The organism is Bradyrhizobium sp. BEA-2-5 (genome assembly GCF_032918025.1).
Lineage (GTDB): Bacteria > Pseudomonadota > Alphaproteobacteria > Rhizobiales > Xanthobacteraceae > Bradyrhizobium > Bradyrhizobium pachyrhizi.
In genome coordinates this window covers 1,316,560-1,328,813 of record NZ_CP136629.1, presented here as the reverse complement: position 1 = coordinate 1,328,813, position 12,254 = coordinate 1,316,560, and the positions used below count along the sequence as shown (strand labels likewise).

At 65.9% G+C, this 12,254-nt stretch carries 11 protein-coding genes and 1 pseudogene; 3 read left to right on the top strand and 9 right to left on the bottom strand.

The window, feature by feature from the left end:
• Positions 1-27: 27 nt before the first annotated feature.
• The 8 genes and pseudogenes from RX327_RS06135 to RX327_RS06100 all read right to left on the bottom strand — a co-directional run bounded on the left by RX327_RS06135 (position 28) and on the right by RX327_RS06100 (position 7,685).
• Positions 28-744 carry an MgtC/SapB family protein gene (locus RX327_RS06135; protein WP_317249769.1) on the bottom strand — a complete coding sequence of 239 codons (717 nt, stop codon included), beginning with the start codon at positions 742-744 and terminating at the stop codon, positions 28-30.
• A gap of 99 nt (positions 745-843) precedes the next feature.
• A complete protein-coding gene (locus RX327_RS06130) occupies positions 844-1,863 on the bottom strand; it encodes a WD40 repeat domain-containing protein (RefSeq protein ID WP_317249768.1) in 1,020 nt (339 codons plus the stop codon).
• Positions 1,863-2,918, bottom strand: a complete 1,056-nt coding sequence (locus RX327_RS06125; RefSeq protein ID WP_317249767.1) for a GTP-binding protein — start codon at positions 2,916-2,918, stop codon at positions 1,863-1,865. Before RX327_RS06125 ends, RX327_RS06130 begins: the two co-directional genes overlap by 1 nt.
• A 56-nt stretch (positions 2,919-2,974) precedes the next feature.
• Positions 2,975-3,847, bottom strand: a complete 873-nt coding sequence (locus RX327_RS06120; RefSeq protein WP_317249766.1) for a metal ABC transporter substrate-binding protein — start codon at positions 3,845-3,847, stop codon at positions 2,975-2,977.
• A 5-nt stretch (positions 3,848-3,852) separates the two neighbouring features.
• The gene (locus RX327_RS06115) at positions 3,853-4,722 is read right to left on the bottom strand and encodes a metal ABC transporter permease (protein WP_317251208.1); all 870 of its coding nucleotides are present in this window, start codon (positions 4,720-4,722) and stop codon (positions 3,853-3,855) included.
• Positions 4,723-4,727: 5 nt separating this feature from the next.
• Positions 4,728-5,485, bottom strand: a pseudogene (locus tag RX327_RS06110) (metal ABC transporter ATP-binding protein).
• A 5-nt stretch (positions 5,486-5,490) separates the two neighbouring features.
• A complete protein-coding gene (locus RX327_RS06105; RefSeq protein ID WP_028332851.1) occupies positions 5,491-5,685 on the bottom strand; it encodes a hypothetical protein in 195 nt (64 codons plus the stop codon).
• Between the two features lie 1,082 nt (positions 5,686-6,767).
• The gene (locus RX327_RS06100; RefSeq protein WP_317249765.1) at positions 6,768-7,685 is read right to left on the bottom strand and encodes a LysR family transcriptional regulator; all 918 of its coding nucleotides are present in this window, start codon (positions 7,683-7,685) and stop codon (positions 6,768-6,770) included.
• A gap of 278 nt (positions 7,686-7,963) precedes the next feature.
• On the opposite strand from RX327_RS06100, the gene RX327_RS06095 reads away from it, so the two are divergent.
• From RX327_RS06095 to RX327_RS06085, 3 genes are all read left to right on the top strand, one after another.
• Entirely contained in the window at positions 7,964-9,277 is a 1,314-nt protein-coding gene (locus tag RX327_RS06095; RefSeq protein ID WP_317249764.1) for an MFS transporter, read from the top strand.
• Between the two features lie 17 nt (positions 9,278-9,294).
• A complete protein-coding gene (locus RX327_RS06090; RefSeq protein WP_317249763.1) occupies positions 9,295-10,368 on the top strand; it encodes a tartrate dehydrogenase in 1,074 nt (357 codons plus the stop codon).
• A 249-nt stretch (positions 10,369-10,617) separates the two neighbouring features.
• Complete coding sequence (locus tag RX327_RS06085) at positions 10,618-11,376, top strand: haloacid dehalogenase type II (protein WP_244482184.1); 759 nt, start codon at positions 10,618-10,620, stop codon at positions 11,374-11,376.
• A gap of 34 nt (positions 11,377-11,410) precedes the next feature.
• Here the strand turns inward: RX327_RS06085 and RX327_RS06080 are convergent, their stop codons facing one another.
• The gene (locus RX327_RS06080) at positions 11,411-12,175 is read right to left on the bottom strand and encodes a serine O-acetyltransferase (RefSeq protein ID WP_050385229.1); all 765 of its coding nucleotides are present in this window, start codon (positions 12,173-12,175) and stop codon (positions 11,411-11,413) included.
• Between the last annotated feature and the right edge of the window lie 79 nt (positions 12,176-12,254).

Here is a 12,254-nt window from a genome sequence, read left to right as displayed (position 1 = left end):
CGAAGCGGCGCCTGCGGGAACCTCGGCTCAATCCGTGGTGCTGACCTCCCAGGTCGCGTGCCGCACGCCGGGCTGATGCTGCAGGTCGACCACCACGGCGTTCAGCTCGTTGGGCTCGACCGCGGTCGAGACCAGCGTCGCCACGATCTCGAGGAAGTCGTCACCGGCCTCGGCCACGTCGATATCGGCCACCGAATATTTCGCGGCCTCAAGCTTCTCGACAAGCCGGTCGCGCATATCCGGAAGAGCGTCGGCCGCAACCGCGAGCTTGAAATAGTAGCTCGCCTCCAGCGCCTTCTCGTTCAGCGGGATGCGGTTGATGGCATTGACCAGCGGGCGCAGCATGGTGTTGCCGGCGATGACGAAGACCGTCAACGCGGCCGCCTGCGCGATCATGTCGGCACCGGCGCAGGAGCCGACTGCGGCCGAAGCCCATAGCGTCGCTGCGGTGTTGAGCCCGCGCACGTCCATGCCCTGCTTCATGATGACGCCGGCGCCCAGGAAGCCGATGCCCGAGACGACATAGGCGATCACCCGCACCGCGCCGTCGGCGCCGTCCAGCTGCATGGCGAGATCGACGAAGGCGGCAGCCCCCACCGCGACCAGCACATTGGTGCGCAGGCCTGCCGTGCGCTGGCGGTACTGCCGCTCGGCGCCGATCAGCGTTCCCAGCACGAAGGCCGTGAACAGGCTGATCAACGTGTCGCCGAAGTCGGCAAGCTGGAAGGTCGTCAGAAACCGCATGACGCTGCGGCCCCGGCGCGAGCTTCGTCTTTTGACGCGTTTTCTTCACGCGAACCGGAAACCCACTTCGCTCGAAAACGCTTCGTCTGCCGCGATCTCTTACATTTCCACGATGCCCGCGTCACCATCTTCCGTGCCGAAGGCGAGCAGCGTGCCCTTGGCATTCCATCCGAGCGCCGACACCGCCGTGCCGGCGTTTCTGCGGACCAGGATCTCGGCGCCATCCTCCAGGCGCACCATCAGCACGGTGCCGTCGCTGTAGCCGGCGGCGAGGATGTCGTTCTTCGGATGGCAGGCGACGACCGACACGCGCGCCTGCAGCGGGGCGAGCATCGCAGGCTCCTTGCCCATCGGGCCGTCCTTGCTGCCGAACGGCCATACGATGACGGTGTCGGCCCCCGAGGTCGCCAAACCCTTGCCGCCCGCGCTCCAGGACATCGAGCGGACGCGGCCGGGGTAGCCGGTCATGCGCATGTGCCTGTTGTCGGCCAGCCGCCAGCCATGCAGCGCCGGCTCGTGCATCGCGGTGACCAGGAATTTGTTGTCCGGGCTGAAGCTGACGCCATGATGCGAACCGGCCCAGGGCAGAAATTCGGCTGATCCCGCCATGTTCGGAAACCACAGCGTCACGCCGTTGTAATGCGCGATCGCGAGCCGCAGGCCCTTCGGCGCGAAGGCAAGGCCGCCGACGGTCGAGGGTACCTCGAAGGTCTTCTCTTCGCCCTTGGGATTGCGCACGAACGCGGTCTTGCCCGCCGACCACGCCAGCGTGCCGTCGCCATGCAGCGCGACATTGTCGATCCAGCGCCGCTTGGCGTCGGTCGCAATGACAGAGGTCTCGCCCTTGGCGTCGATCGCGATCAGCTTGCCGTCGTCACCGCCGGTGACGAGCCGCTTGCCGTCGGAGGCGGCGCACAGGATGGCGCCGAAATGCGTCTCCATCCGTGTGATCTCGCCGTCGGCGGTCGCGATCGCAACACCCTCCTCGGCGCCGACGAAGAACGCGCGGTCGCCGAGGAAATGCACCGAGCCCACGGCCGCGCCGAGCGGCAGCGGCTTGACGCGGTCGGTGATCGAAACGATGGAAGAAGGGGCCTCGCCCGGATCGAACTCTTTCATCACGTGGTGATGCACTGCTCGAAGCCGTCGCGGATCGCCTGCTCGGGCAATTCGCGGCCGATGAAGACGAGGCGGCTCTCGCGCGGCTCACCCTCCTTCCACTTCCGCTGGTGGTTGCCCTCCAGCATCATGTGGACGCCCTGGAAGACATAGCGGTCATCATCGTCGTGGAAGGCGAGAATGCCCTTCGAGCGCAGGATCTTCTGACCCTCGGTGGCGACGAGCTGCTGCAGCCAGGGCATGAACTTGGTCGGATCGAGCGGCTTCTCGGAGCGCAGCGACAGCGATTGCATGTCCTCGTCGTGATAATGCTTCAACCCGCCATGGCCGTGGTCGTGATCATGGTGGTGGTGATTATGGTCATGGTGATGACCGTGGTCATGGTCGTGATCGTCGCCGGCCTCGAGGAAATCCGGCTCGATCTCCAGGATGCGGTCGAGATCGAACGCGCCGCGCTCCAGCACGTCGGTCAGCCCGACCTGGCAACGCTCGGTGCGGTGCAGCTTGGCATAGGGATTGATGCCGCGGATGCGGGCTTCGACCTCGGCGAGCTCGCCCTTGGAGACGAGGTCGGTCTTGTTCAGGACGATCACGTCGGCAAAGGCGATCTGGTTCTTGGCCTCGGGTGCATCCTTGAGCCGGTCGGACAGCCACTTGGCATCGGCAACCGTGACCACCGCGTCGAGCCGCGCGTTCTTCTGCACGTCCTCGTCGACGAAGAATGTCTGGGCGACCGGCGCCGGATCGGCGAGACCCGTGGTCTCGACGATGATGGCGTCGAACTTGCCCTTGCGCTTCATCAGTCCGTCCATGATGCGGACGAGGTCGCCGCGCACGGTGCAGCAGATGCAACCATTGTTCATCTCGAACACTTCCTCATCGGCGCCGATGATGAGGTCATTGTCGATGCCGATTTCGCCGAATTCGTTGACGATGACGGCGTACTTCTTGCCGTGGTTTTCGGACAGGATGCGGTTCAGGAGCGTGGTCTTGCCGGCACCGAGATAGCCGGTCAGGACGGTCACGGGAATCTTCTGGGAGGTCGCTTCAGACATAACAACTCCGAAGGAACTTGGGGCCGCGCTCAATCCCGGCAGGGAGGGCTCCTGCCCTAGTCGGCGAGCGCGCTGGTCAGGGCCTTTATATTGTGCCTGACCATGTCAATGTAAGTGGGTGCAGGCCCCTTTTCGCCGGTCAAACCGTCCGAAATCAGGGTCCCGCCGACCTTGGCGCCGCTCTCGGCCGCGATCCGTTCGATCAGGCGGGGATCGCTGATATTTTCGAGAAAAACTGCCGGAATTTTCGCAACCTTGATCTGGGCGATGATCGCGGCGATATCGCGCGCGCTGGGCTCGGAATCCGTGGACACGCTGAGCGGCGAGAAGAACGTGACGCCGTAGGCGTCGGCGAAATAACCGAAGGCGCCATGGGTCGAGATCACCTTGCGCCGCGCCTCCGGCACTTTCGCCACCGCCTCGTGCACCTCGCGGTCGAGCGCCTCGAGCTTGGCCAGATAGGCGTCGGCATTGGCCTTGAAGTTGGCTGCCTGGTCCGGGGCCGCGGCGATCAGCCCGTCGCGAATATTGACGACGTAGATCTTCGCATTGGCCACGGATTGCCAGGCATGCGGATCGTCATGGCCGCCCATCTTCCGCGGCATGATCCCCTTGGTCGCCACCGCGACCGGCGCCTTGCTGCCCGAGGCCTGCAGCAGCCGCGGCATCCAGCCCTCGAAGCCGAGGCCGTTGATGACCACGAGCTTGGCGTCGGCAACCTTCCTGGCGTCCGCCGGCGTCGGCGCGTAGACATGCGCATCGCCGTCGGGCCCGACCAGCGCCGTCACGTCGACATTAGTGCCGCCGACATTGCGCACCATGTCGGCGAGGATCGAGAAGCTCGCGACGACATTGATGCGCTCGGCGGCGCGCGCCGGTCCGCTCGCCAGCAGCAGCGCCAGACCAATCAAACCGAACAATCGCCGCATCGTACTCACGCCTCGAGATGGCGGCCGGGAAACAGCTGCCGCACCAGGCCGCTGACATTGCCGAACAGCAGCGACACAATATAGAGCCCCGCCGCGACCAGGATGATCGCGGGGCCGGATGGAATCCGGGTCTGGTACGACAGCACCAGCCCGGCATAGCCCGACAGCATCGCGCTCGCCACCGCGATGCAGATCATCGTGGTCAGATCGCGCGACCAGAACCGGGCAGTGCCCGCGGGCAGGATCATGAGTCCGACCGCAAGCAGCGTGCCGAGCGCCTGAAAGCCGTTGACGAGGTTGATGACGACGAGCGCCAGGAAGGCGAGATGCGCGGGGCCGCCGGCGCGGCTCACGGCGCGCAAGAACAAGGGATCGACGCTCTCGATGACCAGCGGGCGATAGATCACCGCGAGCACCAGCAGCGTCACCGTGGCATTGAACGCGACCACCAGCAGCGTCTGATCGTCCATTGCGAGGATGTTGCCGAACAGCACGTGCAGCAGGTCGATATTCGTGCCCTTGATCGAGACGATGGTGACGCCGAGCGCAAGCGAGGCCAGATAGAAAGTCGCAAGCGACGCGTCCTCCTTCAATTCGGTGGTGCGGGCGACGAGGCCGGCGAGCAGCGCCACGGCAAAGCCCGCGATCAGGCCGCCGGTCGTCATCGCGAACAGGTTGAGCCCGGACAGCAGGAAGCCGATCGCCGCGCCGGGCAGGATCGCGTGTGCCATGGCATCGCCGACGAGGCTCATCCGTCGCAGCATCAGGAATACGCCGATCGGCGCGCCCGCCAGCGCCAGCGCGATCACGGCGGCGAGCGCCCGCCGCATGAACTCGAATTCGGTGAACGGCGTGACCAGCGCGTCGGATAGCATCGGCGTCAGGCGGCCCGCGAGCGTGGGTCGGCCGCGCAGGCCGCGGCGCTGTCGTCGAAGGCCTCGCACATCCGCATCGCGACGATCAGGTTTTCCGGCGTCAGCACCTCCGCGGTCGGGCCCCATGCCACGGGGCCGCGCGCCAGCACCAGCGTGTCCGGGAAATGGTTGCGTACCATCTCCATGTCGTGCAGCGCGGCAAGCACGGTGCGGCCTTCGCCGTGCCATTGTTTCACCAGCGCGAGCAGATCGGCCGTGGTCTTGGTGTCGATGGCGTTGAAGGGCTCGTCGAGCACGATCAGGCTCGCATCCTGGAGCAGCACGCGCGCGAACAGCACGCGCTGCATCTGGCCGCCCGAGAGCGTGCCGATCGGGCGGTTCTCGAATCCATTGAGGCCGACGGACGCGATCGCGCCGAGGATTTTCTCGCGGGCGGCCTTGCCGATGCCGCCGAACAGACCGGTCGCACGCCACAGCCCGGTGCCGACGAAGTCGAACACCGAGATCGGGAAGCTGCGGTCGATCTCCACGCTCTGCGGCAGATAGGCGATGTCGCGGGCATCGAGGCCACCGAGATGGATGCTGCCCGCGAGTGGCTTGAGGATGCCGACGATACCACGCAGCAGGGTCGACTTGCCGGCGCCGTTCGGGCCGATCACCGCGACCAGCGCACCCGGGCCTCGACGGCGCCATTGAGGTGATGCACCGCCGGGTGGCGGTCATAGCCGAGCGTGACGTCGCGGAAGGTAACAAGAGCAGCCACAGGTCTCACCTCATCGCCAGCCAGACGACAGCCCACAGGCAGGCGCTGACCGCCAGTGCCGCGAGCAGTCGGGCCGGCACGGGCATGCGCAGGATCGACCAGTGCGCGGCCTGCGCCGGATGCGCGTGCGGGGCGTGGCTGTGCCCGTGGGGATGGGCGTGGCCGTGATGGTTTTCCTCATGGGTGTGCGTATGCGCCATGGAATGACTGTTATATTATAACATAACGCGAGTCTACAAACGAGGAACTCATGGCCGACCCGCAAAACCGGGGGAGATTTGAGCCGCGCCGGCAGAGTGACGCCCCGGTCGACAGCTTTGCCGGAAACCTGCCTGGATGGGAACCGTTGGCTACCTGTGCCGGAGCAAAGGCGCACCCGTGCGCAGTTCTCTCCGCGTCGTCCTGGCGACGGCCGAGACAACGGCGAATCCGTGGTGCAGATTGCGAGGCCCACCTGCGCGCCTCAAATTCAGCGTCGTCCCGGCACAGGCCGGGACCCATACGCCGTGGCGCGTGTTGTTGATGGGACTTGTTGTTCCAACGGTGCGTAACAATCGGCTTTTGTGGTTATGGGTCCCGGCCTTCGCCGGGACGACACTAATTGTGCGGTGCCGCGCGTAAGGCAAACTTCAGAGGCAGCCTTTATGCGACCAGCACATAGACCAGCATGGCAGCGGTGATCGCCATCCAGACGAGCGAGAGACGGAAATACAGCAGGTCCCAATTCATGGGCGCGAGCGTACACGCCGGCGCTGACGCCAACCTTTCACCAGGTTAAGGCATTGCGGATTTATTAACTAAGCACGCCAGCGACATGGATCGGTGGTTGGCACGCCGGAAGACACAGCTCCGGCCCTCAGTTTATGAACATGGCAATCGCCACGAGGATGACCGGGCTTAGCCCCATCAGCACGACAAACACGCTGTAAAGTAGGTTGCCCATAACGCCGCCCTACGTTGGACGGGGAAGCTATGCCGGGAGGAACTCGGCAAGCCAGTGCAGTTTGTGCCAGCGGTGTTCGAGCTTTGGGAATTACCGAGTTATCTCAGGGGCCTAGCTGGACACCCCCGTAACACTACGGGGGCGACACAGCTCAGGCAGAGAAAAGGGCGACGAGCGCCACCACCGCCAAAGCGGTAGCGACGCACCCTGCGATCATGACCCAGTCCTGACGCTTCGCCATGCCGGACACGCTCACCCGGCCAGCGCAGGTCGCGTTGACCTAGGTCAACCGGCCAAAATCATTCATCGCCCGTCGAGGCATCACGCAACGCAGCGCCCTCACGCCTCGCGCGCGTAACTCTTCAACCTTGCCTCGAGCACCGCGATCACCTGGTCGCGGACCGGATCGCGGGAGCCTTTCAGCCAGGCGGCGGCGAGCGGCAGGCGGCCGGCGCTGCTCCCACGCTTCAGGCGGAGCGGCACAAAGCGGACGCCGGGGATCGCCATCCGCGCGGTCCAGCGCGGCACGATGGCAACGCCAAGCCGCGCTGCGACCATGTTGACGATGGTCTGCTTCTCGTCGGCGATCTCCTGGATGCGCGGCGTCAGCCCGGCCTCGTCGAACAGTTTTGTCGTCAGATCGTGGCTGTGCGGCCGCGAGCGGCGCTCCGGCACGATCAGGGGCTGATCCGCGATGTCGGGCAGCACGATCTGCTTGCGCCGCGCCAGCGCATGCTTGTGCGACAGCGCCACCACGGCGGTCTCCTGCAGCAGCGGGACAAACTCGATGCGGCGGTCGGGCCGCTCCGGCGGGCGCACGAAGGCGAGGTCGAGCGCGCCCGACAATAGCTTCGGCAGCAGCCGGATGGTCTTCTCCTCGAGCAGCTGCACCGCGACGTCGGGATGGGCGGCGCGGACGTCGCGCAGCAGCGGCGGCAGCAGGCCGGCCGCCGCGCTGTCGATCGCGCCGATCCGGAAGCGCCGCGCCTGTGGCTTGCGCAGCCGGCGGCGAAAGCCGTTCTCGATCGCCTCGGCGCGGCCGAGCAGCGCGCGGCCCTCGCGCAGCAGCACGGAGCCGTCCTCGGTCAACAACACCGCGCGCGTGGTGCGCGCGAACAGCCGGACCCCGAGATCCTCCTCCAGCAGCTTGATGTGGCGGCCGAGCGCCGACGGCATCATCTGCAGGCGCTGCGCCGCGCGGCCGAAATGCAGTTCCTCGGCAGCCGCGACGAAGCAGCGAAGCTGGTGCAGTTCCAAGACGTAGGGGTTCCTTTCACCCGCCGTCATTGCGAGGAGCGAAGCGACGAAGCAATCCAGCGTTCCACATACGCGGTTGCAATGGATCGCTTCGCGGAGCCTGTCATCCGGCGGCGCTTCGCGCCGACCGGGTGGCTCGCAATGACGGCGCCGGGATTATATCATTTTTTTGTATAAACCGGCGCGGATTGAAGCGAAAGGGCGCGACCTTCTAGGCTTCCCGATGGCGCGCGACAGGCGCCGTCCCAACAAACAAGACGAACCCGGGGAAGAAGCCCATGGAAAGCCAGCTTGGCGCGCGCGTATTGCGCAAGATCTCACTGCGCATCGTGCCGTTCATCATGCTGCTGTACTTCGTGGCGTTCATCGACCGCGTCAATATCGGCTTCGCCTCGCTGACCATGAACAAGGACATCGGCCTGTCGCCGACCGTCTATGGCTTCGGCGCCGGTATCTTCTTCTGGGGCTACTTCCTGTTCGAAGTGCCCTCCAACATCATCCTGCACAAGATCGGCGCGCGGATCTGGATCGCGCGGGTGATGATCACCTGGGGCCTGGTCTCGGCGGCGATGGCGCTGGTGCAGGGCGTGACGAGCTTCTACGTCCTGCGCTTCCTGCTCGGCGTCGCCGAGGCCGGCTTCTTCCCCGGCATCATCCTCTATCTCACCTACTGGTATCCGGCGCGGCAGCGCGCCGCCGTCACCGCGCTGTTCATGGCCGCGGCGCCGCTCTCGACCGTGCTCGGCTCGCCGCTCTCGGGTGCGCTGCTGGAGATGGACGGAATGCTCGGCTTCAAGGGCTGGCAATGGCTGTTCGTGCTGGAGGCCGTGCCCGCTGTGCTGCTCGGCTTCGTCGTGCTGGGCTTCCTGACCGACCGGCCGGAGCAGGCCGGATGGCTTGCCGACGACGAGCGCGCCTGGCTGGTCAAGACCATGAAGGCCGAGAACGACGGCAAGGCCACGACCGCAAGCCACAGCATCTGGCGCGGCCTCGCCGACCCGCGGGTGCTGGCGCTGGCGCTGGTCTATTTCGGCACCTCGGCCGGGCTCTACACACTTGGGGTGTGGGCGCCGCAGATCATCAAGGCGTTCGGCCTGTCGTCGATCCAGGTCGGCTTCCTCAACGCGGTACCGGCGACCATTGCCGTCATCGCGATGGTGCTATGGGCGCGGCATTCCGACCGCACCGGCGAGCGCACCTGGCACGTGGTGCTGGCCTGCCTGATGGCCGCGGCGGGACTTGCGCTTGCCGGGCTGTGGACCGGCCTTGCCGCCGTGATCGCGGCGCTGACGCTGGTCAATATCGGTATCTCCTCGTCGAAGCCGCCGCTTTGGAGCATGCCGACACTGTTCCTGGCCGGTCCGGCCGCGGCGAGCGGCATCGCAACCATCAACTCCATCGGCAATCTCGGCGGCTTCGTCGGTCCGGCCATGATCGGATGGATCAAGGACCTCACCGGCAGCTTCGAGGGCGGGCTCTATTTCGTCGCCGGCCTCCTGGTGCTCTCGGCCGCGCTCACGCTGCTGCTGTCGCGTGCGCAGAGCGCGCCCGCGCAATCCGAACCGCAACCCAATCCCGTGCGAACTCACTAATGATCCGGAGACAACCCATGCGCACCCATTCGATCGCAGCCATCCCCGCCGACGGCATCGGGCCGGAGGTGATCTCGGCCGGTGTCCGCGTGCTGGAGGCTCTGGCAAAGCGCAGCGGCGATCTCGCCTTCAACGTCACGACGTTCGACTGGGGCTCGGACTATTACAAGAAGCACGGCGTGATGATGCCGGCCGACGGCCTCACCGAGCTGAAGAAGTTCGATGCGATCTATTTCGGCGCGGTCGGCGCCCCTGACGTGCCCGACCACATCACGCTGTGGGGCCTGCGGCTGCCGATCTGCCAGGGCTTCGACCAATACGCCAATGTGCGGCCGACAAAAATCCTGCCGGGCGTGGCCTCGCCGCTGCGCAATGTCGGCGTCGGCGATCTCGACTGGGTGATCGTGCGCGAGAACTCGGAAGGCGAATATGCCGGCATGGGCGGCCGCGCCCACAGGGGCCTGCCGGAGGAGGTCGGCACGGAAGTGGCGGTCTTCACCCGCGTCGGCGTGACGCGGATCATGCGCTACGCGTTCCAGCTCGCGCAGTCGCGTCCGCGCAAGCTGCTGACCGTCGTGACCAAGTCGAACGCGCAGCGCCATGGCATGGTGATGTGGGACGAGATCGCGGCCGAGGTTGCCGGTGAATTCCCCGACGTCAGCTGGGACAAGATGCTGGTCGACGCCATGACTGTGCGCATGACGCTGCATCCGAAGAGCCTCGACACCATCGTGGCGACCAATCTCCACGCCGACATCCTCTCCGATCTCGCCGGTGCGCTGGCCGGAAGCCTCGGCGTCGCGCCGACCGGCAACATCGATCCTCAGCGCCGCTTCCCCTCGATGTTCGAGCCGATCCACGGCTCGGCCTTCGACATCACCGGCAAGGGCATCGCCAACCCGGTCGCGACGTTCTGGACCGGCGCGCAGATGCTCGAGCATCTCGGCGAGAAGGATGCCGCCTCGAGGCTGATGGCGGCCGTCGAACGCGTCTGCGCGGCCGGCGTGCTGACGCCGGATGTCGGCGGCAAGGCCACCACCAAGGAAGTGACCGATGCCGTGATCGACGCGATCAATGGATCGAATGTGTAGGGTGCGTTAGCTTTCCGCGAACTCCGTCCGCCTCTCCCGCTTGCGGCGGATGGGGGCTCTCTCCACAGCGTGACTCGCGGAGAGAGCCCCACCCCAACCCTCCCCCGCACGCGAGAGAGGAAGCCTGAGCAGAGTGCTCACCTCACGAAGGACCTGGTGCACCTGCTTCCGATACCCGCAACCGGGGAATAAACCGTGCTACCCGATCTGACCAGACGAAGCTTCGTGACCGCTGGAGGAATGTCGATCATGGCCGCGATGACGGGGATACAGCCGGCAGGCGCCGCGACATGGCGCAATGAGATCCGCGCCATCACGTTCGACGTCCAGGGGACCTGCGTCGACTTCTATCAGCCGATCCTGCGTGCGGGGCAGGCCGTCAACGCCGCGAAGGGGCTCGCGCTCGACTGGGCCAAGCTCTCGAGCGAATGGCGCGATCTTTATCGTGCCGCGCTCGACGAAGTGATCGGGGGCAAGCGCCCGTGGATTCGGGTCGACCGCATCTATCGCGAGGCGCTGGATGTGCTGCTGGATCGCCACGGTCTCTCGGAGGCCTTGTCGAGGGACGAGCGCGACGAATTGAACACGGTGTGGACCAAGCTCGACGCATGGCCCGACAGCGTCGAAGGACTTGGGCGTCTGCGCGGTCGGTTCGTGACCTCGACATTGTCGAATGCCGGCATGGCCGCGGTGGTGGCGGTGGTCAAGCACGCCAAATTGCCCTTCGACGCCGTGCTGACCGCAGAGCTTGCACGCAGCTACAAGCCGTCACCCGCGGTGTATCAACTCGCCGTCGACTACCTCGGCTATCCCGCCGACAAGATCCTGATGGTCGCCTGCCACAAATACGACCTGAAGGCGGCCCGCGCCTTTGGCATGCGCACGGCGTTCATCGCCCGTCCGCTCGAGTTCGGGCCGGCGGCGAAACTCGACGTGGCGCCGGAATCCTGGATCGACCTCCACGCGGACAGTTTTACGCAACTCGCCGATATGCTCGTGCCGGCGTAGCGACGCAAGGGGCGACCCGGTCGGTGTGCTCACCTCACGAAAGCGTGCCCGCCTCCGCGCAATTGGTCAGCCGCGCAGGCACGCCGACGGCGGTGCAGCCGGCGGGCACATCCGTCGTCACCAGCGCGCCGGCGCCGATCCTGGCGAAATCGCCGATCGAGAGATGTCCGATCACGGTGGCGCCGGCGCTGAGCAGCACGCCGCGGCCGATCTTTGGCGCGCGGCGCGGATCATCCTGATGCCGCGCGATGGTGACGTTCTGCAAAATCGTGACCTCGTCGCCGACCGAGGCCAGCGCGCCAATGATGATGCCGGTGCCGTGATCGAGGAAAACCGCGGTTCCGATCCGGGCCGACGGGTGAATGCTGATCTGCAACTGGTCTGCCGCCGCGCTTTGCATCATCAGCGCAAGGTCGGGGCGGTCCTCGCGCCATAGCCAATTCGACACCCGCCAGGCCTGCAGCGCGACAAAGCCCTTGAAGTTGAGCAGCGGCGGCAGGAAGCCCGTGATCGCGGGATCACGGCGAACGATGGCCGTGAGGTCGGTGGCCGCGGCATCGACCAGCACGGGCTCGGCCGCATAGGCTTCGCGGGCGATCCGCGCGAACTGCGCGCGATCCTCTTCCGCGCGGCTGATATGCCGACCGATCAAAAAAGCGAGCACACCGCCGAGGTCGCCCTGATCTAGGATGAAGGCGGCCGACGCCTCGAGGAACGGATCGGCCGCGATCGCCGCCTCCGCCTCGCGCCGGATCGCAAGCCAGAGCTCGCCGGCCGTCACTGTCGCTGATCCCGCCATGGTCTTCACCTCATCGTCCGGATCCCAAACGATAGAGTGGGCGTCACCATCCCAAAATGCAAACCGCCCGCTTGCTCAT

Bases quoted from the DNA above. Each gene is read 5' to 3' on its own strand.
- RX327_RS06135 (WP_317249769.1), bottom strand. From the start codon at position 744: ATGCGGTTTCTGACGACCTTCCAGCTTGCCGACTTCGGCGACACGTTG.
- RX327_RS06130 (WP_317249768.1), bottom strand. From the start codon at position 1,863: ATGAAAGAGTTCGATCCGGGCGAGGCCCCTTCTTCCATCGTTTCGATC.
- RX327_RS06125 (WP_317249767.1), bottom strand. From the start codon at position 2,918: ATGTCTGAAGCGACCTCCCAGAAGATTCCCGTGACCGTCCTGACCGGC.
- RX327_RS06120 (WP_317249766.1), bottom strand. From the start codon at position 3,847: ATGCGGCGATTGTTCGGTTTGATTGGTCTGGCGCTGCTGCTGGCGAGC.
- RX327_RS06115 (WP_317251208.1), bottom strand. From the start codon at position 4,722: ATGCTATCCGACGCGCTGGTCACGCCGTTCACCGAATTCGAGTTCATG.
- RX327_RS06105 (WP_028332851.1), bottom strand. From the start codon at position 5,685: ATGGCGCATACGCACACCCATGAGGAAAACCATCACGGCCACGCCCAT.
- RX327_RS06095 (WP_317249764.1), top strand. From the start codon at position 7,964: ATGGAAAGCCAGCTTGGCGCGCGCGTATTGCGCAAGATCTCACTGCGC.
- RX327_RS06090 (WP_317249763.1), top strand. From the start codon at position 9,295: ATGCGCACCCATTCGATCGCAGCCATCCCCGCCGACGGCATCGGGCCG.
- RX327_RS06085 (WP_244482184.1), top strand. From the start codon at position 10,618: ATGGCCGCGATGACGGGGATACAGCCGGCAGGCGCCGCGACATGGCGC.
- RX327_RS06080 (WP_050385229.1), bottom strand. From the start codon at position 12,175: ATGGCGGGATCAGCGACAGTGACGGCCGGCGAGCTCTGGCTTGCGATC.